At 48.2% G+C, this 20440-nt stretch carries 20 protein-coding genes; 4 read left to right on the top strand and 16 right to left on the bottom strand.

Annotated elements, in window-relative coordinates; translation table 11 throughout:
- Nucleotides 1-78: 78 nt before the first annotated feature.
- Genes D0S45_19555 through cbiE form a run of 4 tightly spaced genes read right to left on the bottom strand, consistent with a single transcriptional unit; the run spans nucleotide 79 to nucleotide 4209 of the window.
- Complete coding sequence (locus tag D0S45_19555) at nucleotides 79-477, bottom strand: YjbQ family protein (GenBank protein TIH11719.1); 399 nt, start codon at nucleotides 475-477, stop codon at nucleotides 79-81.
- Nucleotides 477-2162, bottom strand: a complete 1686-nt coding sequence (locus D0S45_19550; protein ID TIH11718.1) for a diguanylate cyclase — start codon at nucleotides 2160-2162, stop codon at nucleotides 477-479. Before D0S45_19550 ends, D0S45_19555 begins: the two co-directional genes overlap by 1 nt.
- A gap of 52 nt (nucleotides 2163-2214) precedes the next feature.
- Nucleotides 2215-2973, bottom strand: a complete 759-nt coding sequence (cobM, locus tag D0S45_19545) for a precorrin-4 C(11)-methyltransferase (protein TIH11717.1) — start codon at nucleotides 2971-2973, stop codon at nucleotides 2215-2217.
- Nucleotides 2974-2976: 3 nt separating this feature from the next.
- Nucleotides 2977-4209 (bottom strand): precorrin-6y C5,15-methyltransferase (decarboxylating) subunit CbiE, encoded by a 1233-nt coding sequence (gene cbiE / locus D0S45_19540; protein TIH11716.1) that lies wholly within the window; start codon nucleotides 4207-4209, stop codon nucleotides 2977-2979.
- A gap of 130 nt (nucleotides 4210-4339) precedes the next feature.
- Here cbiE and D0S45_19535 point away from each other — a divergent pair, with 130 nt between their 5' ends.
- Nucleotides 4340-4615, top strand: a complete 276-nt coding sequence (locus D0S45_19535) for a hypothetical protein (GenBank protein TIH11715.1) — start codon at nucleotides 4340-4342, stop codon at nucleotides 4613-4615.
- Here D0S45_19535 and D0S45_19530 read toward each other — a convergent pair.
- From D0S45_19530 to D0S45_19480, 11 genes are all read right to left on the bottom strand, one after another.
- On the bottom strand, nucleotides 4606-5706 hold the full coding sequence (locus D0S45_19530; GenBank protein TIH11714.1) for a cobalt-precorrin-5B (C(1))-methyltransferase: 1101 nt from the start codon (nucleotides 5704-5706) through the stop codon (nucleotides 4606-4608). The genes D0S45_19535 and D0S45_19530 overlap by 10 nt on opposite strands.
- Nucleotides 5699-6868 carry a DNA polymerase IV gene (locus tag D0S45_19525; GenBank protein TIH11713.1) on the bottom strand — a complete coding sequence of 390 codons (1170 nt, stop codon included), beginning with the start codon at nucleotides 6866-6868 and terminating at the stop codon, nucleotides 5699-5701. The genes D0S45_19530 and D0S45_19525 overlap by 8 nt, the downstream gene beginning before the upstream one ends.
- Before the next feature lie 33 nt (nucleotides 6869-6901).
- Nucleotides 6902-8278: a cobyrinate a,c-diamide synthase gene (locus D0S45_19520; protein ID TIH11712.1), complete on the bottom strand. Its 1377-nt coding sequence runs from the start codon at nucleotides 8276-8278 to the stop codon at nucleotides 6902-6904.
- A 27-nt stretch (nucleotides 8279-8305) separates the two neighbouring features.
- On the bottom strand, nucleotides 8306-9049 hold the full coding sequence (locus D0S45_19515) for a tetratricopeptide repeat protein (GenBank protein TIH11711.1): 744 nt from the start codon (nucleotides 9047-9049) through the stop codon (nucleotides 8306-8308).
- Between the two features lie 81 nt (nucleotides 9050-9130).
- Nucleotides 9131-9871 carry an RNA methyltransferase gene (locus tag D0S45_19510; protein ID TIH11710.1) on the bottom strand — a complete coding sequence of 247 codons (741 nt, stop codon included), beginning with the start codon at nucleotides 9869-9871 and terminating at the stop codon, nucleotides 9131-9133.
- A 442-nt stretch (nucleotides 9872-10313) separates the two neighbouring features.
- Nucleotides 10314-10493, bottom strand: coding sequence for a hypothetical protein (locus tag D0S45_19505; protein TIH11709.1), 180 nt, complete (start codon nucleotides 10491-10493; stop codon nucleotides 10314-10316).
- A gap of 395 nt (nucleotides 10494-10888) precedes the next feature.
- Nucleotides 10889-11290 (bottom strand): hypothetical protein, encoded by a 402-nt coding sequence (locus D0S45_19500; protein TIH11708.1) that lies wholly within the window; start codon nucleotides 11288-11290, stop codon nucleotides 10889-10891.
- Between the two features lie 225 nt (nucleotides 11291-11515).
- A complete protein-coding gene (locus D0S45_19495) occupies nucleotides 11516-13669 on the bottom strand; it encodes a HAMP domain-containing protein (protein ID TIH11707.1) in 2154 nt (717 codons plus the stop codon).
- A 209-nt stretch (nucleotides 13670-13878) separates the two neighbouring features.
- The gene (gene xth / locus D0S45_19490) at nucleotides 13879-14646 is read right to left on the bottom strand and encodes an exodeoxyribonuclease III (protein ID TIH11706.1); all 768 of its coding nucleotides are present in this window, start codon (nucleotides 14644-14646) and stop codon (nucleotides 13879-13881) included.
- Between the two features lie 9 nt (nucleotides 14647-14655).
- Nucleotides 14656-16125 (bottom strand): FkbM family methyltransferase, encoded by a 1470-nt coding sequence (locus D0S45_19485; GenBank protein TIH11705.1) that lies wholly within the window; start codon nucleotides 16123-16125, stop codon nucleotides 14656-14658.
- Between the two features lie 342 nt (nucleotides 16126-16467).
- Nucleotides 16468-17295 (bottom strand): hypothetical protein, encoded by an 828-nt coding sequence (locus tag D0S45_19480; GenBank protein TIH11704.1) that lies wholly within the window; start codon nucleotides 17293-17295, stop codon nucleotides 16468-16470.
- Nucleotides 17296-17385: 90 nt separating this feature from the next.
- Here D0S45_19480 and D0S45_19475 point away from each other — a divergent pair, with 90 nt between their 5' ends.
- Both D0S45_19475 and D0S45_19470 read left to right on the top strand, forming a co-directional pair.
- Nucleotides 17386-18333 carry a hypothetical protein gene (locus tag D0S45_19475; GenBank protein TIH11728.1) on the top strand — a complete coding sequence of 316 codons (948 nt, stop codon included), beginning with the start codon at nucleotides 17386-17388 and terminating at the stop codon, nucleotides 18331-18333.
- 210 nt (nucleotides 18334-18543) lie between these two features.
- Nucleotides 18544-19386 (top strand): ABC transporter substrate-binding protein, encoded by an 843-nt coding sequence (locus D0S45_19470; GenBank protein ID TIH11703.1) that lies wholly within the window; start codon nucleotides 18544-18546, stop codon nucleotides 19384-19386.
- 98 nt (nucleotides 19387-19484) lie between these two features.
- Here the strand turns inward: D0S45_19470 and D0S45_19465 are convergent, their stop codons facing one another.
- A complete protein-coding gene (locus tag D0S45_19465) occupies nucleotides 19485-19778 on the bottom strand; it encodes a hypothetical protein (protein TIH11702.1) in 294 nt (97 codons plus the stop codon).
- Between the two features lie 217 nt (nucleotides 19779-19995).
- On the opposite strand from D0S45_19465, the gene D0S45_19460 reads away from it, so the two are divergent.
- A partial coding sequence (locus D0S45_19460; protein ID TIH11701.1) for a hypothetical protein occupies nucleotides 19996-20440 on the top strand: 445 nt, incomplete at its 3' end.

Here is a 20440-nt window from a genome sequence, read left to right as displayed (position 1 = left end):
TCTATGCCTTTTGCTGGAATGTGGCGTAAGACGGGCAAAAGAGCAACCAAAATTATTACCTTTTTATACAGCTTAGATTTAACTTGCTCCCAGCCACTGCGCCCAAAGCTTCCTGCTCCGAGGCCCGTCAAATTCACAGAAAAAGATGCGCTGCCAAGTGCCGAGCATGACGTCTCCGTTTTCAACAATAAGCATCTGCTCCGGGCCGAACATGGAGGTTTTGATGTGAGCGTCGGAGTTGCCTTCCATGTGCTGGTAATCTCCGCGATGAGGGACCAGTTTGCGCATGTTTACGGTGATGTCGCGGACCACATCCGGGTCTGCTCCTTCGTTTACTGTTATTGCTCCGGTGGTGTGCGGGCAGTAGAGCAGCAATGCGCCGGACTGCCATCCATTGTCTCTGATCAGTTCGCGTACTGGTTCAGTTATGTCGATCATTTCTTCGCGGCTGTTTGTTCTGATCTGTAAAGTTTCCACTAATTCTCTCCTTTAGGGGAGTCGGTAAGTTTATTATGCGGTTCGGCTATGCATAGTTTATTACGTCCGGTATCTTTGGCATCGTAAAGGGCTTTATCCGCCCGGGCTAGCATGTCCTCGTATGCGTCCGCCCCGAACTTGATATCTGTGGCGTAATGGGCCACTCCAATAGAAATGGTGCAGGCTAGAGGCTCCGTTTCGTTATTGAATGTGCGGGCCTCTATGCCTTGGCGTAATCTTTCGGCGAGGTTTTTCCCGGAATCAATGTCAGAGCCCGGTGCTACAACCACGAATTCTTCCCCGCCGTACCGGGCTATGATGTCCGAGGTGCGCACAATTTCCTGAAATGCTCTGCTCATTTGTTGGAGCACAACATCTCCCATAGTGTGCCCGTAAGTGTCATTGATAACTTTAAAATGGTCAATATCCATGATCATCAGCGAGCAGGGTTGGCCTGCGCGAATGGCTATATCCACCAGCCTTGCACCTTCCTTCATGAGGTAGCGTCGGTTAGGCAGTCCGGTCAGTTGGTCGGTTACCGCTGATTTTTGCAATTCCTGTACAGTGCTGTCCACTTTTTCTTGCATGGAGCAAAAGGCTTCCATTAATTGTTTTATCTCATCTGGAGGCGAAGGCATGTCCGCCTCGGCGCATGCACAGTCAAATTTACCCAAGGTCATCTGTCGGGCAACATTGTTCAGTTGTGAGATGGGAATATTTATGGAGCGTATTAATCTGATCGCAAAAGGAGTCAGGATCAACAGGGTCAGAGCCGCTCCGCTGAAAGCTGTCCAGATGAAAGAATAGAGTGGGCTCAGGGCTTCGTTGTAATCAATTTCAGAAACCAGAAGCCATCTGCCATCTCTGATCCACTGACTGGCCCCCAGAACCTCTGCTCCTCGGTAGTCAAGGTATGGGCCTTGGGGTTGGCTGCCTGAAAGGGCGGCTTCAAATCCTTTGGTGCTGGTTTTGATCTCCAGAATAGCAGTGCTTTTTATCCTGCCTTCCGCTTTCAGCTGCGCAGCGTAGCGGGATTCTGTGAGCATATATCCTTCGCGGTTGAGGATATATGTCTCTCCGGTGTCGCCGAATCTGAGATTCTTCATCAGCTTGTCTATGGCTGTTAGCCGGGAACCCAGAATAACAACTCCGCCGAAGGTTCCGTCTTTCATGGTTACGGGATGCGAGAAAATAATTATGGGATTCCCGGAGCCGCGCCCGGTCAGGACTTTGGTTACATGTGCTTTCCCGGCTCGGCCCTTAATGAAATATTCCCGGTCAGAGACATTAATGAGCGGCCCGGAGAGATGTCTTCCTGCGATACCGTCCGGCCCGGCCAAGATCACTACAGATATGTCATCGTGTGTGTCATCGAATTTTTGTAGAATTGGTCCGATCCGTTTCAGGTCTCCGCTACGCAGTGCCTCTGTTTCGGCAAGGAATTTTACATTGTTCTGTCGTTCCCGGAACCATTCTTCAATGACCACTTTGTGCGAGATAACCTGTTCTTCGAGTTCCTGCTTTGTGGCCTTGAAAATGGCTGATTTGATGAAGAAAAGGAGAATCACGCTGATAAATATCAAGGGCACTCCGACCATGAAGAAAGAATAGCACCTGATCCGGCTGATGATTGTTTTAGGAACGAAAAGATTATGCATTAACAGCACTCCTGCATTAGTATTCATTGAATCTAATATATTACCACTGTAGTCGCAGGAGTGCTATGCTTTTGCGTGATTAAGTGTCTTCTTTGCGGAACATATGGCTGAATCCTGAATCATAAAGTAGGGATTCGCTGTTAGTGTCCTTTCCGGGCAGAATCATAAAAATGGTCTGCCGTGTAAAATTGTTTTGCTCCGCTGTTTCGGCCAGTTTTTCAAGGGTGGTCGGTACTGACTTTTCTTCTGGCCAGCCGATGCGGTAGCCGAGGATAACCGGAGTGGACGGTTCCATACCTCCTGCAAGAAGCTGTTCCTGAATGCCCATGGGGTTTCCTGCTGAAAGGTAGATGGCCATGGCTGAATTATGGGAGGCCAGTTTTTGCAGGCTTTCTGATTCCGGCACCGGGGTCCGCCCGGCCATGCGGGTCAGGATCAGGGTCTGGGTTCCTCCGGGAACGGTGAAGGATGCGCTGGATGCTGCCGCAGCTGCGCAGGCCGAAGTTACGCCGGGAATGATTTCATATTCGATTCCTGCCGCTTCCAACAAACGGGCCTGTTCCTGTACCGCCCCGTAAAGGGAAGGGTCTCCGGTATGCACCCGGGCCACGATTTCACCTTTGGCGGCATGTTCCTGCATGATGCGGTCGGTTTCTTCAAGAGACATGGATGCGGAATTTTCAATGCGCGCGTCTTTGCGTGCTTCAGCAATTACAGCTTCAGGAACCAGTGATCCGGCATAGAGGATGAGTCCTGCTTCACGGATGATGCGCTGGCCTTTTACAGTAATCAGTTCCGGATCGCCGGGTCCGGCTCCGATGAAATATACTTTACTCATGAATTATCCTTCGGGCTTGTCGGCCCAGAGTATGGTTACCGGGTTGTGCGCCTTGTAGCGAATGTCCCCGGCCAGTTTATCTGAAGTTGAAGCTTGAATCTGCATGGACTGCCAGTTCCAGCCCAGTTCTTCGAATAGGTCGCGGCTGCGCTGGATGCTGCCCATGAGAATGGCGTGAACCACAAGTCTGCCGCCCGGTTTTAGGCGTTTGGCTGCTTCGCGAATAACCGAGTCGTCGCGCCCGATGCCTCCGCCCATGAAAATACGCTCCGGGTCCGGGAGGTCTTCCAGTGATTGGGGCATGGCCCCGCAGATGGGTTCCACAGACCAGGCCCGGAATTTACGGATGTTTTCTTTGATCATTTCAGTTCGTTCAATCTTTTTTTCTACGGCATAAAAACGGGAATCGGTGGTGATGAATGAAGCCTCGATAGCAACCGAGCCGCAACCCGCACCGAGATCCCAAACGGTTTGTCCAGCTCTGAGGTTCAGCAGTGCAATTCCGGCGGAACGGACCGGGAGCTTGGTGATCAAACCTTTTTCCCTTGTGAATGAATCGTCTTCGCGTCCGAAGAGCGGGGTGCTGTTTTTTTTGTTTTCAGCAGTAAGGATGATTATGTTCAGGTCTGCGCATATGAAATTCAGGAAAGATTCCGGTCTGGCTTGGGTTATTTTCTCTTCGGGGGTACCAAGCTGGGCCAGTACGGCCATGGAATAATTATCAACCCCTTTTTCTACCAATTGCTTGGCGATGGCTTGCGGGGTATTTGTTTGATCCGTGTATACTGCGCAATCTTTCTTGCGCTGCATAGCCCCGAAAAGCGGGGAAAAGTTATCTCTGCCGTGCAGGGAAATGATTTCAAAGTCCTTCCAGATGCACCCCAGTCTTGCCGCACCGACTTGAACTGTGGAAAGCGCCGGGGTGATGGATACGTTCTCCGCTCCCAGCAGAGGAATGAGAGATGCGGCAATGCCGAAGAGTAGGGGGTCTCCATCCGCCAGCAGGACAACTTTTTTCCCGTCTGTCAGCAATTGCTTAAGAGTTTTTGCGTATTCCTTTACCGGGGAACTGAAAGGGATTCTTTTTCCATTGAATTTTGGAAATGCTTCCAACAGCCTTTTGCCTCCGCTGAGTATGTCGGCTTTGGAAATGGCTTTGGCTGCTTCTGATGTTGGGGTCAGACTGCCCGGATGGAGTCCGATTATTTGCAGGGGATGTATCATGTTATGTTTCATACAATGTATTGCTTGGATATTAAAGGAAGATTTCAATTATGAAATTTATTTTAATATTAGTTACCAAAAAAATAAGAATCTGTTATTATGATTTTGAACCCTTCCATACTTTTTGCGGAGGTGATGACATATGAAAAGGTTAATTGCCATAGCCCTTTTGGTCGGCTCCATTCTTACTGCTTTCTACGGATTCTCCCTCACCGCTCCCATGCTGGCCGGAAAAACCATGTCCGATGTAAATGACATTATGGGCAACATGCGCATCGAGTACGAGGTTAACAATTATACAGCCGGTACAGAAAATCGCTGCACCCCTTTTTATGTGGTGGCCTTGCTCGCCGGTGCTGTGGGAGTTTACGTACTCTATACCCTCGGCGACCATGATGATGAAGAAGATTATTTCTGATTTTCGGGGGAATAGATCATTTTGCCCTCAAAATCAAAGAGGAAGTACTTTATTGCTACCTCCGAGTTCCCGCTGAATCCACAGGCACTTTCGTGTGCTTTACGGACCAGCATACGGATGAAAGCCATGCGCGATTCTTCGGGGACCATTTCATATATATGCCGGGCCGTTATTGCGGCCCGGTTTTTTTCTGTCAATTCCTCCGGCATGCCTAGTTCCGCGCACCAGTCGGCCAGAAGGTCAAAATCAATGGCCCAGTCTTTGGCATGGGTGTAAGGGAACCCCATGGCGTGTTTGACCAGCTTACCGATGAATATGGACCAACGTACCGTGCGCATCTCTTTCAGTCTGGCCTGCTGCATGGAAAATTTGAAAAAATCAGCAGCCTGCACCACACCGATAGACGGAGTTTCGGGAAATTGTTCCAGATAAAATTGTTCGCTGCGTCTTCCGGTTGTGAAGACTATTTCATCCAGACCACTGGCCCGGGCCACGTTTAAAGACTGGGCGATTGATGCTTTCCACGAAGCATGGCTAAAGGGGCGCACAATTCCTTGGGTGCCCAGTATGGATATCCCTCCCAGAATGCCCAGCCGTGCGTTCATGGTTTCTTTAGCAATTGTTTCGCCCTGCGGCACTTCGATGGTTATCTTGACCAGTCTTGAAAAATCCGGCGCTGTTTCGTTGATCGCCTTGATGGCTCCGGCAATGATCTGTTTGCGGGGCACGGGATTGATGGCCGCTTCGCCGACAGGTACGGGCAGTCCCGGTAAGGTTACTCTCCCAACGCCAACGCCGCCTTCTACTTCTATCCGCAGTGAGTCCGCTTCGTTGATTTCCACCACTGCGTGGATTTCATGTCCGTGGGTTGCGTCCGGGTCATCTCCGCCGTCTTTGATGACCACACCGCGTGCGTATCCGTTTTCTTTTTCCACCCGGGAGATAGGAATATTCAAGGTTCCTTTGACCGGGAGGGGGATTTCTATTTGTTCAGGAGGCTCGGTGCCAAGCAGAACCCGGATGGCAGCCATGGCTGCCCCGGTGGCGGATGATCCCGTGGTGTAGCCCTCACGGAGCTGGGTTTTACTCATCTTCAAGCAGCCTCCCCCGGGTCAGGATATCCTTACCGAATTTGAGGCGGACCTGATCCACGGCTTTGTCCAGCTGGTCCAGTCTTTTGTTCTCCAGCGGCTTTTGCGGATCATCCAGCAGGGAAAGCTGCCTGTTGCGGTCCTCAAAATTAGAAATGCCGACACCAATCAGCCGGATTTTGCCGATTGGCAGTTCCGCATCCAGTAATCCGCATGCGGTTTTAAAAATTGTTCCGCCATGGGAGGTACGTGAATCAAGGGTCCGGCTGCGGGTGATCTGGCGGAAATCGGGAAATTTAATTTTCAGGGTGATGGTCCGCCCTTTGACCTCGTGTCGCCTGATGTCTGCTGCAATGCGTTCGGACTGCTTGAGCAGCAGGGTTTTCAAGGTATGGATATCTGAAACATCCTCGCCGAAGGTATTCTCAGCGCTGGAGGATTTCATGCCTTGCCCTTTGGTAACTGGGGTGGGATCGATACCCGCGCCTTTGTCATAGAGAACAAGTCCTCGCTCTCCAAAATGATTCTTCCAAAATTCAGGAGGGTAGCGGCGTAGGTCGGCAGCATAGGTGATGCCGTAGGAACGTAAGCGAGGCAGGGCTTTTTTGCCTACACCGGGAATTTTTTCCACCGGCATGGTTTTCAGGAAATCCTGTACCTGATCAGCTTCGATAATGGAAATTCCGTCCGGCTTATTGAGGTCGGAGGCTATTTTTGCCAGAAATTTTACCGGGGCAATGCCTACAGAAGCAGTCAGTCCGGTGGCTTTACGGATGTCGTCTTTGATGGATTGGGCAATTTGCAGCGGGGTACCGAACAGCTTCTCTGTTCCGGTTATGTCGATGTAGGCTTCGTCAATGGAAGCCTGTTCTACTACCGGAGAGTAGTTGGAGAGCACTTCCATTACCTTGCGCGAAATATCTTTATATCTATGCCTGCTCCCGGAAACTACCTGCAATTGTGGACAGAGTTTCAGAGCCTGATGCACGGGCATAGCTGAGCGGACTCCGAACTTACGGGCTTCGTAGGAGGCCGCACTGAGCACCGAGCGTTCGTGCAGGGAACCAACCCCTACAGGTTTGCCACGTAGTTCAGGGTTATCCAGCTGTTCCACAGACGCGAAAAAAGCGTCCATGTCTATGTGCATGATGTACTTCTGCATTGAGTTGCCCGTTTTGGAGTAAATGCAGTCTATTTAAATATCTTCCGCGCGGGAAGAGGCTACGCAGGCTTCTACAAAATTCTTCGCAACCTGCGGATTACTTGCAAAATGAAGATGAATGTAGCTTCCCAGTGTGTTGCTGTTGGCGACAAACCCTTCGCTTGCGGAGATTTTTTTCTTGCAGGTCACCTGATATGATTTTTGCGTATTTTCCGGCATATCTTCCAATGCGGAATAGTGAAATTCATGTCCCCGGACTATAGTTCCTGCCGGGCCGAGGATAGTGTCATGGGATAATTCAACTTCGCGGTACCCAAGAGACTGGAAACGGGATTGCATTGCACTGCGGAAGGGGAAAATCCCGCACATGGGGAAGACACGATCGTCTTTGCAAATGGATTCCATGAGATACATGAAACCGCCGCATTCTGCATATATCGGATGTCCTGCTGCGGAAAATTCAGCAATTGCCCGGCGCAGCTTGGTGTTCTGGGCTAGATCAAAGGCTGCCAGTTCCGGGTAGCCACCACCGAAATAAAGGCCGGAAATTCCTTCGGGCAGGGCTTTGTCTTCTATGGGGGAGAAGGGGATCAGTTCGGCCCCGGCTTCTCGCAGCAAGCGCAGGTTTTCCTCGTAGTAAAATGAAAAGGCATCATCCTGCGCAATCCCGATTCTGGTGCGGGGGATCATGGGAACTTCATCAAAACGGGGGGGCAAGGGGATATCCGGCAGGGCTTCAATTATTTGATCCAGATCGAGGTTTTCCTCCACCCAGTCCGCAAGAGCATTGTACTTGAACTCGAGGTCTTCAAGGTGTTCCGGGGTTACAAGTCCCAGATGGCGGGAGGGCGTGGCTATTTCCTCGCGTCGGGGCAGGCAACCCACAAGAGGTACATCTGTAAGAGATATGGCTTCGGTTAGGATCTGGGCGTGGTTGCTGCTTCCTACTCGGTTGAAGATAACCCCTGCCACAGGGGTTTCAGGATCAAAATTACAGAATCCCTGCACCAGCGCAGCTGCGGAACGGGCCATGGACCCGGCATCAACAACCAGGATTACCGGCAGGTTCAGTTCTTTGGAAAGATGGGCAGTGGAGCCGGTTTCATCCAGCGCGGAATAGCCATCGTAAAGCCCCATGACGCCTTCAACAATGCAGGCGTCAGCATCCTGTGAATAGCGAGAGAAAATATCGCGCAGGATTTTGCCGGAAAGCATCCAGCCATCCAGATTGTGGCAGGTCCGTCCTGCGGCACGGGAGTGGTGTCCCGGATCAATGAAGTCCGGCCCGGTCTTGAAGGGCTGGACTTTGATATTACGACGTGAGAGCGCAGCCATAAGTCCCAGTGTTACTGAGGTCTTACCGCAACCGCTATGTGTTCCTGCTACAATGAAGCCTTTGATGGAGTTCATTGGAACTCTATAATGTTTTTTTTGGGATCAGCCTAGCTTATTTTTGTCCAGATAAGCGACAAATTTCTTGGTTTCCTCAAATTCAGGGTTAAGTTCCAAACACTTGGCCAGTTCTTCACGTACTTTTTCGTACTGCTTGTCTTCGAAATATGCACGGGCGAGATTGTAGCGCAGGTGTTCATCCTCCGGGCTGAGGGCAATGGCTTTGGAATAATATTCGATAGCTTGCGGAATCATTTTTGATTTGCGCAAGTTGATGCCGAAATCATTGAACATGTGTTTGTGTTCGGGCGCGAATGGGGCATCCATGGAAACAAGTCGGGCAAAAACATCGTTGGCCCGGTCAGTTTCCCCTCTCTGCATAAGGCAGAGTCCTACTCCGAAGTTGCCGCGCACGTTCAGTTCATCAACTTTGATAGCGTTGGTGTATTCCATCTCAGCACTGAAGGAATTTCCTTGCTGGCGGAGACGGTCTGCGCGGGCGAGGGTTTTCTGCAAGTTTTTCATATTGGGCAGAACCTGTTTGTGATACATTTCAGGTTCCGGGGTGTATGCTTCCAGAAGTTCGTCACGGGTGACTCCTTCGGGGTCACCAGTAGGAACGAAATTACTGTTTAAAGGACGGACCTGAAAAAGGTCTTCGGCCATTTGTTCAACAAAATAGTAACCGATCTGGGCCACACGGCGGGTGGTAGTTCCGGTTCCGACCTTGGCGATTCTCTGGCGGGAAAAAACTCCACTGAGATCTTGAATGGTATTTTTTTCAGTCATGTACAGGCTCCGCGGATCTGAATTTGAATTTATTGTATCGCTCTTTCTCAAAATTGAGAAGGGGCTGAGCTGGCAATCTGATTATTTTTTGTTTGCCTGCCCGGCTATCCATTTGATCTGGCGGCAGATTCCCATGAGCAGGTTGAATTCGTTGCGTTTGATATCAAGTTTAGACATGAATCTTCGGACCGGCATCATCCAGTAGTCCGGGTTATCGGCTTTCAGAAAGTCTATTGCCAGCAGGGTCTCTTGCAGGTTGGAAGCAAGAATTTCCTGCTCTTCAAATGAGGTGGAGCGTTCTTCGGGCGGGCCAGCCGGGGTGAAGGGCTTGTCCAGCGCGTTTTTAAAACATTCATACAAAATGATAAGCACAGCCTGAGAAAGGTTCAGGGAGCTGTTGTCCCGGCTGGTGGGAATGTTGATCAGTCTTGAACAGAGCTGGGTTTCGTCGTTGGTCAGACCTCTGTCTTCAGGGCCGAATACCACGGCGACTTTTTCACCTGCCCGAAGCTGCTCAACCATAAGCGGGGCTGCGCTGGACGGGGTCATAACCCCTTTGCGCCAGCCGCCTGTGCGTGCAGTCGTGCCGTATACTCTTGTCTGTCCTTTCAAGGCTTCGGAAAGATCGTCAGCAACCACTGCTTTTTCCACAATATCGCGGGCTTTAACTGTTGCTAATGGTAGAGCCTTGTCCATGTCCCATGATGCAGGGCGTACTAAAGTCAGGTTGTTGCAACCCATATTCGTCATGGCCCGGGCCGATGACCCTACGTTCTCAGGATATTTGGTACCGAAAAGTACAATGCTCAAGTTGTCCAGCATGTTAGCTCCAGAAAAATGATTTTGTCGTCTGCTGACCTGAACCTTTTCTGTTCGGGGCAGACGATTGCCTTAATAGAGCCATCTTTTCTTGATGTCCAGTTTCGTTTTTGTCGGAAAATCATTTTTTGCAAATTCAGTGTCAGGAGTGTAAATAGAGAGTTATGAATAAGACTGAAATATCGGACAAAATTTTTGCTATTGCTGAATCGGCTGGTCTTTCCCCAGAAGAAGTGGAAGAACTTTTAAGTGGCGGGGAAGCTATTCCCGAAGCATTGAAAGAAGTTTTTGACAGAATTGGAGACACTGTCTCCGGTGAATGTGCAGGAGATTAGTTGTTAAAAAAAGAGTCCCGGCTTCGTCTACGGGGAGAGGTACGAAGCCGGGAGGGTGAAGTTGGGTTCAAGTTAGGGTGTCACAACCTTGGGAGAGTTTTGGGGTTGTTTTATTTTACCTTGGAGGAGGGGATAATCGCTCCATCGGTTCCTACTTCACCAAGCAATTCGAAATCCGGGAAAAGACTGGGGTCAAAAGTGTATGAGTAGTAGTCTTTAAATTTAATAAGATATGTTTTCCAACCATATTGCCGTCGCATGCGTGCTGCTTCTCTGATAACATCTGCCATTTTTATACTCCGCTTATTTATTTTCTTTCAGGAAAATTCAGAAATGTCTGAGCTCAGCATGGCCAATACTGGGCCGGGTTAATCTTTGCCTTTGTCGGGGACCGGAAAGGGAGGGTTGTCTGCTACCTTCGTCTTTTTTCCGCCGGAACTGCCGAAGCTTTTAAATGCTTTTCTCAGAAAGTTTTTTTTGTTCAGTGAAGAAATACTGGCTGTCTGGGTCATGGTATATCTCCTGTTTGTTGTGTTTGCCTGAAGACATTTCTAATGAACTTGAGAATCGATTTCAAGTAAAAAATGGCTTTTTACCAAAAAAAAGCTGACGAAAATTCATTTCGCCAGCTTTTTTGAATTATATTAGGGTCTTGAGGTTCTCTGTTGCCCAATGAGGTGTTCAGTTATTGGGTGCAAGCGAATTCACCATTCTTAATCTGCTTGATCATATCCGTGAGGGGCAGATCGGATCGACAAAATCTATCAGCAATTGACGGACAGCCGTTGCACATACGGGCGCATTGGCGTTTGGCTGCTTCAACGCAGGCTCCCCCGCCGATAGGTAGGAATTCACAGGCATGGGCAGCAACACGAAGTTCAAGGCCTGCTCCACACTTTACTCTTTGTCCGGCCGAAAAGTTAGCTCCGTCGAAGATATGACTGCTCATTGCGTCAGCATAAATTTTCATGCATGCAGTTTCATTTTTTGTAGCTTTTGTGCATTCCTCCACAAAGTCTTCCATGGGGCCTGCAAAGCAAAGAGTGGGTAGAAGAACCAGTGCCAAAGCTAAAATCATATTTTTCATCATTCCTCCCGAGCGGTTGAAGAGTGTCCCTGTCGTTACGGTGTTGAAAACTCCTTTAGTTAATTGCATTGTGATTATCATTTTTCGTGTTTTATTGTAAAGCGTGCTCTTGAAAATTTAATTGCCATAATTCTAAATTGCATGTTGAAGCACTGTATAAAACAGAAATGGCTTCCCGCTATGGAGAAGCCATTTCTGTTTTATGCCTTTTTTTGTAGTCTAATTTTAAACGTCTTTGAGCTCTTCAATGAGGTTTTGCAAATCTCCTGAGAGTCTTGCAAGGTCGGAAACTGCGGTCATGGACTGGTGCATTGCTTCAGCTGTTTCCATGGCAATGCGGTTTACCTCGTCGGTTCCACGGTTGATCTGCTCACTGGCTGCGGATTGTTCTTCACTGGCGGTGGCGATGGCTCGAACCTGATCCGCTGTGGATTCCACATTTTCAACAATGGTTTTAAGGCTTTCACCTGCCTGTCCTGCGAAATCGGTACTCTTGGAGACCATATTTGCAGCATTGTTCATTTCATCGATGTTTCTGCGGGTTTCACCCTGAATGGAGTGAACAGCTTGCTCGACTTCCTGAGTGGCCTGCATTGTTTTTTCCGCCAGCTTGCGGACTTCATCTGCTACAACCGCAAATCCGCGCCCAGCTTCGCCTGCTCGGGCTGCTTCAATTGCTGCGTTCAGAGCCAGAAGGTTGGTCTGGTCAGCAATGTCGGTGATCACAGTAATGACCTGTGAGATGCCTTCTGCCTGCGATCCCAATTCGTTTAGTCCGCTGACCATTTTTGTGGCAGCTGTGTTGACTGAGTCAATAGAGGAAACCACATCGGCAACAATTTTCCCGCCGTCTTCAGCATTTTTCTTGGCATCAAGTGCGCTTTCTGCGGCCTGTGAAGCATTCTGGGCAACTTCCAGTACGGAAGCGTTCATTTGTTCCATGGCGGTTGCTGATTCGGAAGTACGTTCGCGTTGGGTTTCTGACCCGCGTGCGGATTCTTCAATCTGGGATGAAAGTTCTTCGGAAGCGGAAGTTACCTGCTCAACAATGCCCTCAAGCTGTCTTGCGGCTTGAAGCATTCCATCGGCCTTGGCCCGTTCGGCTTCTTCTTTGGCCTGACTTGCTTCTTTAAGGGCCTTGTTCGCCGCTTCGGTTTGCAGTTCAGCTTCTTTGGATTTTTCTTCAGCGGTGGAGATAAATTTTACGAGGTTGTCGACCATGGAGCGCAGGGCATCGTGCAAGGTCAGCAGTTCGCCACCAAAAAGACTTCGGTCCATTTTTGCCTCGAAATTACCGGCCGCAATTGCCTGCGCGTCATCAACCATGATGCCGATAGGCTTGGAGATGCTGCGGGCAATAAGTAGAACCACACCTATGACCAGTACGATAGCAAGTAAGGAAATAGTGACAATTAGTTTGAAGAAGCTGTTGGCTTCGGCGTAAATCTTGTCAGTGGGGATAGCTAGCCCGATTGACCATGGTGTTGAGGTCCCGCTGATAACAACAGGTGCGAATATGTAATAGTATTCTTTCCCGGTTTTGGGAGAAACTATGGTCTTGTGGTAAGGCTTTCCGTTTTCAATGGCGTTTAGGATATCTCTGCGGTCTGCATCCGGGAAAGCCTCGGTAATGCTTTTGGTGACAATTTCTTTGTCCGGGTGGGCTACACAGTACCCTTTGTTGGAGGCAATGAAGGCGTAGCCCGTTTCCATGGGGCGGATGTCCTTAACCATCTTTTCAAAGGCACCGAGAACAAAGTCGATACCGACTACCCCGATGAATCTGCCTTTTTTGAGGATGGGCACACTTACCGTGGCCATAACTTCGGGGACAACTGTTGTGGTATATGGTTCAGTCAGGACGGCCTTTTGGGTATCACGCGGTACCATGTACCAGGCGCGGGTGTTGTTGGGGTCATTTTTGTGCATTTCAGCAAGCTTCCATGTGCCGCCGTCATACCATCCGTACTGTCCGTATTCCCCTTTGGGTCCGTATTTTTCATTGCCGACAAAATAGTTATCCAAGCCGTCGAGTTCATTGGCTTCGATTACAATCTGGGTTCCGAAAAACATGGAGTTAGCTTCGGTGAGTGTTTTAATTAAATCGTTTACCATCTCACGGTCTACATTGCTTTTGAAGTCCGTGATGCTTTTCATGGCGGCAGCACCTGCCCATGATACGTCAAGTGCCTTTTCAATGATGCCTTTTACTTCATTCCCGTATCTGCCAGCCATTTCGCCTGCAAGATTTTGGGCCTGCTGGATGGAGGATTCTCTTGCTTTGCTCACAATCAGGCTGGTGAATGCTACAAATATCACGATCATCAATGCGCTGATACTTAGTGCTATTTTGGTGCCTATCCGCATGTTTTTAAACATATAAACCTCCGTCCGGTAAGAAGTGTGCACTATTGGAATTTGTCAGTTCTTTAATTGTAAGCATATGTAATAACTTACAGCATCCAACCCCAATAGTTTAAACTATATAATATTTTATGGAAGGAGACTAGATTTTTAATGGTAGGGTTCTGGTAAATGTTGTTAATTATGGAAAAGTAAAAGGCGGACCGAAGTCCGCCTTTTTGTGATTAAGGGAAGAGTAATTCAATACCGACGGGGCAGTGGTCGGAACCCATTACATCAGATTCGATCCAAGCATTTTTTACGTTGTCTCTCAATTCTTCGGAAACAAAGAAGTAGTCAATGCGCCATCCGGCGTTATTTTTGCGGGCATTGTAGCGGTAGCTCCACCACGAATATTTACCGGGACTGTCATCAAACATCCTGAAGGTATCCACATAGCCATGCTCAATGAATTTATCGATCCAGGCCCGCTCACTGGGCAGGAAACCTGATCTTTCCGAGTTGGCTTTGGGGTTTTTGAGATCTATTTCCGTGTGTGCAGTATTAAAATCCCCGCCGACCACAATGGGCTTTTTTTTGCGCAGTTCTTCTGCATATTCCAGAAAGCTGTCGTAAAATCCCATTTTGTATTCAAGGCGTTCTTCATTCATCTGACCGTTGGGATAGTATATATTAAAAAGGTAGAACTGGTCGTATTCCATGAGCACGACCCGTCCTTCGCCTTGGAATTTTTCATCCACAAGGCCGAAAGAGTGGGAAAGGACCGGCTGGCGGGTGAAGCAGGCTGTGCCGGAGTATCCTTTTTTTACTTTGGACCAGTTCCAGAACGATTCATATCCTTCGAGGTCGCGGTTCTTTTCGGGAATCTGGTCAGGATGGGCCTTGGTTTCTTGAATCATGACCACATCCGCGTTGCTCTGGTCGAACCATTCGTTGAAGTTCTTTTTGATTACCGCCCGGTATCCATTAACGTTCCATGAATAAATTTTCATATCCTGTCCTTATTTTAAACATTCAAAGCAAGCCTGACCAAAAGTGATGTCGGTGATCAGGATTTTCTTCCAGCCTGATTTTTCGGCCATGAGTTTCAGTTCATTGATATTGAAGTCATTAAAAAAACCAGCTCCTCTGCGCTTGCTGACGTCCTTGCCCGGCAGAAGTGCATGGTAGGTAAATATGAGTTTGTTTGTGTGTTTGTAAGCCCAGTCGAAGAATAGTTGCGGTTCGTGGATGAATTCAAGCAGGAACAGGGCGCACACTACATCAAAGTCTTGTTCTGGAAATTGTTGCTGATTGAGGTCGGCCACAAGGGTTTTGCGGTTGCGGGCCACAATATCCAGCGGAAAGTAAGAACAGCTTTCCGGGATGTAGTCCCGCAGGAGCAGCATTCCGGCTCCGGCATCAAGTACAGAACTGTTTTCCGGGACCAGCTGTCCGGCCATGCCTGCCCGTAAATCTGCTTCCCTGCCCAGCATATCCCAGCGGGACCAGCGTCCGCAGTCGGTTTTTTTTTCCTTGATTAGCTGCTGGGTGAAACCGATCATGAAATTTTCAGAAACAGGGGGACGCATGCTGGAGGACATCACCGCGTGTGCTGTCCATGGCTGTTCATACACGGGCAGCGGGGTCAGCGATTTGTCGATACTGATGACATTGCACAGTTCGTGGCTTGGGGAATAGGGAACAAGCGGCCCGCCCATGTCTTCGTGGGGGAAGCGGTATGATTCGTAGCCCATGTCGCGCAGCAGCCCCATGATGGCAGTAAATTCTTTGATGCCCTTTTCCGAATTGTGGAAGTGTCCTTTCTCCCAGATGATGGCGGCTACCCGGCCTGTTTTCAGCAACTCCAGCCCGCCCATGAGAGTCGCCAGTTCATGACCTTCGGTGTCGATTTTCAGGAAAATACGTTCTTCGGAATCCATGTGGTCGGCCTGACGGGCAATGTTGTCCAATGTTTCCAGCCGGACCGGAATCAGTTTTCCCTGACTGCGGTTACCCGGTTGTGGCACAAGGCTGTGGCCCATGGATGAGTTCTGGATCAGCTCGCTCTGACCTCTTTGCGAGGAAGCAGCACATTGGGCGATCCTTACATTTTGCTGGCACTCGTTAAATTCACACCACATGGCCAGACGTTTCAGGTTGTCCGGGTGCGGTTCAATAGCAAGCACCTTGATCTGGTCCGGGAATTTTTTGGCAGCGGTCAGAGTGTAGAGTCCGAAATGGGCTCCCACATCAATAAAGAGATCTCCTGGCTGTAAATGGGCATGCAGAAATGCTCTGGAAGCGTATTCGAATCCTCCGCAGCGTGTTTCCCGGAAATGAAGAGAGGCAGTACCGGGGTCCTGCATTTCCGCATTTGCCAGCAGCATTTCAAACTCAGGTTTACCCTGATCATTTTTGATGAAGCTGGGGACAATCCGCCATGCGTGGCTGTGTTTGTTTAACTGATTGAGTATTTCTTGTCTGCTCACAAGCCGTCCGTATTGTTTATTTGGGTATCAAGAATCTTATGAATAATTACCCGAAAGTAGAGCATAAAAAAAGCCCGCATATAGCGGACTTTTAAAAAATGGTAACGGGCCAACCCGTTAATCGTAATAACTAGTCTTCGTTGCTGCCGACTTTAATAAAAGCAATTGCAGCAATAGTCATTGCGAGGCCGAAGAAAAACCAGAAAAAGCTCATATCCTTACTCCTCCGTTTAATGCTTATTGAACTGGATTCCTTTTGTTAGCAAAAAAAAATGGTCTTGAATAGTAAATAAGGCTAATTAAACCCGGTTTTCCGCGGGATAAGGGGGAGTTGGGAGCTGGTTATACTGAAATATTCAGTACGGAGCCGGGAGCAGGCGCGGCAAAAGAGCTGCCGGATTGCAATTTGTCCATGATTTCCCCGGCAGCAAGGGGAGCGGTCAGGTCGGTGATTCCGGGATTATTTTTTTCTGCCTCGGACAAACCTTTATCAAGTCCCTTCTTGAGGGAATCAAGACTTTTTCCATCGTCTTCAAGTACTTCTTCAATCAGGCTTTTAATGTTCTCGGCAGTATCTTCACCAAATTGCTGGCTGACCTGAGCAAAAGTATTTTTCAGGGTCGTCTGTACTCCGCTGTCCGGACTGGCGGCAAAGAAGTGCTCTTGCAGCCCGTTTTCGAAGTATTCATTCATGGTGTTGTTAAGGTTGGAGTTGAAATTATCCATGACCTGATCCCCGGCGGCAAAGCCGAAATTGCGGTCAATAAACTGGATTGATTTCAACAAGCCGTTGCTAAGGGAATCTTCAGTGATCTGGTCCCCTGAATTAGCGATGACAATACCTTTGAATGCGGTTGCGGCTTCGTGTCCGAATTTACCTTCGATGAAGTCGGCTGCGTTGGCGAGTGCTCCGGCCAGATCAGAAGGGTCCTTGGGATTTTGAACATCTCCCTCGGCCCCTTTCTGATTTTTGCTTGTTTTGTCCGGATTAACGGTCTTTTGAGCGATCAGTTCTGCAAATTGGTCAGCAGTATTTACGGGCGAGGCCGAAACATTCAGGCGCGTCGCTCTTACGCCTGAAGTTCGGCTCCCGCCCAAAAGCGGAGAACCATTGTCCAGTAATGTCGGAGCTCCGTAATTGCTTTTTAATGCTGATGCGTTTATTTGCATGACCGTTTTCCTTCCATATGGATCATATCGGCCTACCTTAAGAATTGTTTAGAGCGGAAAATAAAAAAAGAGGTTTGGGTAGATGTTATGTTGACGGGTAAAAGTCCTATCCGTATCTTTGCTGCCATGAACATGGAAACCATTAAAGAATTCATTAAGTCGCGGAAGATTTTACTGGGCAGTATTGTCGGGGGGATTCTCCTTATTGCTGCCGGGTACACTATTTTTACTGTGCAGCAGTCCATTGCCGAGGAAAAAGCCCGAATTACCGAGCAGAACAGGGTTGAACAGGAGCGTATCCTTACGGAAAAAAATGATGGGCAAAGGGCCAAGGTTATCGAAGCCATGAAAAGGCTTATTGAAACCGGTAATGCGGAGACAGCTTTGACCGTGGCCGAGCAGAACAAGGAACTCATGAATGATGAATTGAGGGCCATGATTCAACTTGCCACGGAAAAAGATCTTCTTGATCGCATTGATAGGACCTCCAAGTGGAATTATGCCGATCTTGCCAAATATTATGCTGAACTGGCTGATCTGGACCCCGCGAACAGAAAGTATAGCAAGGAATTAAAGGGATACGATAAAAAATTGCGTAAAAAGCTGGAGCGAAAGTTGTATGCTCAGGCGCAGGCCCTTCCGGTGCGTGACTTTAAGGCCAATATGGATATTTACGAAGAGTTGATACAGCTCAACCCCGGAGAGAAACTTTATAAAAGCAAATATGAGCGTTACCGGGAAAAGTATGCAGCTTTTATGAAAGAGTTGGAGAAATTCGGTCCTAAACCGCAGCTTTCAGCTGATCGTAAATTTTACCCTGAAGTCGAAAGATATTTGCGTGAAAATTCTATGTATCCTGAATCATTGCAGATGGATTCTGCTACTGACTGTTATTACACTGATGCCGGTTGGCTGGTCGGGTGTACTTACAGTGAAAAGAATGAGGTAGGGGCTAAATTCAGTGAATTTCTTTGGTTTACCATTTCAAATTCCACTGTACAGAAAGTTGAGCCCGGCGGGGCGTATACCGTAAATTGATGCTTAGTCCATTGCACTTAACAGGTAGGTTTGTTTATAGTGCTTTGTGTGTTTCTAAAGTGTGAATTTTTGTTGCGGTCTGTTTCGGGGGTAAGGTGTTAGCAACAATATTTAGTATAGAGTTGCAGGAGGGGCTGGGGTTTGACAGATGTTCGGGCGAAGCGGTCTAGAAAATTAGTGCTGTGTTTTAGTTTTTTCTGTGCATTTGCGTTGTTTTTTTCAATTGCAGCTGCGCGTGTTTTGGCGTCTGAACTGGAAGATTTCAAAAAGAGAGGGGTGTTGCGCCATCTCGGTATCCCTTATGCAAAATTTGTTACGCTGCAGCAATCCGGGCTTGATGTGGAACTCATGCAGCGTTTTGCCCGTCATTTGGGTGTCCGTTACGAATTCGTGCAATCCAACTGGGCCAGAGTGTTCGGGGATCTGACCGGAAGCCATATTTATCCCGTTGGTGACGATGTCAAACTTCTCGGCCGGGCAGAGATCAGGGGGGATGTTATTGCCACCGGGCTGACCATCCTTAAATGGCGCGAGAAGATAGTTGACTATTCTAATCCGACATTTCCCACTCAGGTTTGGTGTATTGCTTTGTCAGATTCTCCGCTCAAATCGGTCGAGAGTGAAAAGAGCCTTGAGGTAAAGATTCGGGAAGTTAAGTCCCTGCTTAAAGGTCAGCTTGTCATGGGCAAGGCGAAAACTTGTATAGCACCCGAACTATATGGAATTGATCGTGTTGCAGCCAGAGTGTATGATTTTCCAGGATCTTTGGATGATCTTGCCCCGGCTTTGCTTAAAAGATTGGTAGATGTTTCTTTGATTGATGTGCCGAATGCTCTTGTTGCTTTAAGCAAATGGAAAGGGGTGTTTAGAGTACTTGGACCGGTATCAGAAGAGCAACGCATGGGGGTTGCTTTCCGCAAGGATTCCCCGGAACTTTTGCGAGAATTCAATAGTTTTTTTGCCGAATTGAAGGAAAGTGGAGAATACCGGGGGATGGTTTTAAAGTATTATCCCGGCGTATTTGAATATTATGGTGAATTTTTTGAAGAGTAAGCCACGGCAGGTTTGCTGTTTTGGGTGAATAAAAAACTCCGTCCGGTTATCCGGGCGGAGTTTTTTTATTGCCCTGCGGCAATATTGATTAGCGGAAATTAAGCTTCAACATCCTTGATCCAGCCTTCAAGGGCATCAATGATCTTACGGGCCTGATCCGGGCTGGAAATATTGAATTTGGACTGCGGGCGGTATTCGCCTTTCATCTTGCGGAAACGGCGGATGGTGTACATGTCTTTGCCGTATTCACCGCTTTTGCGGTCCAACTGCTTATAACGGAACATGATGGTGGTCCATGCGCCTTTGGTCAGCACGGCCTTGTCCAGTTCCTTGACGATTACTTGGCCGTCTTCTTCGTAATGTATGGTCAATTCTTCAATAGTTTCGCTCATGGTATCTCCTTGAGGGGTTGATATCTAATATCCGGAATTTGCCGCAAATGGCTTTCGTTGTCAAAGGCCAATGTCTGCTTTGTGTTTCCTCATTTTAAATACATTCAATTAGTATTAATTGAGAATTGTATCACAGAGAACATAAATTTATAAGAAGGATGTCCGATTAGAGATTAGGTTATGTTTTAATTTAATTAATCACTAAAGGAGAAAACAGATGATGAAACTGATTCGCGCGGGCCTGATGTCCGCAGTAATGGTGGTTTTGATGTGCAGTAGTGTGTTTGCGCAGGGAACTTTTGTTCCGCAGGGTGGAATCACGGTTCCGTTTATGACGTTTTGGGATAACAGTAAGAAATTTTACCGGACCAATATTTATTTGAGTAATATTACTAGCAGCAATTTAAAGTGCAAAGTTACTCCCTATGATCATGATGGTTATGAAGTTCCACAGTATTTGATTGTTCTCTCAGGTAATAATTCCGGAAGCTCTACTCATATAAGTGCAGGAGTTGAAGAATTTGATATTCCGGCCCATTCAACTCGTGTTGTTACTGTTAGGGTGACAAACGCAAAAAAAACAATCTACGGTTATGCACTGATCGAATGGTCTTCAGAAGATGCTGTAGCAAGAAGGGCGCTGATCGGAGATGTTAGAAAAT

The organism is Marinifilum sp. JC120, from assembly GCA_004923195.1.
GTDB lineage: Bacteria > Desulfobacterota > Desulfovibrionia > Desulfovibrionales > Desulfovibrionaceae > Maridesulfovibrio.
The sequence above is the reverse complement of the archived record's forward strand: the minus strand, read 5'-3'. Positions and strand labels throughout refer to the sequence as shown.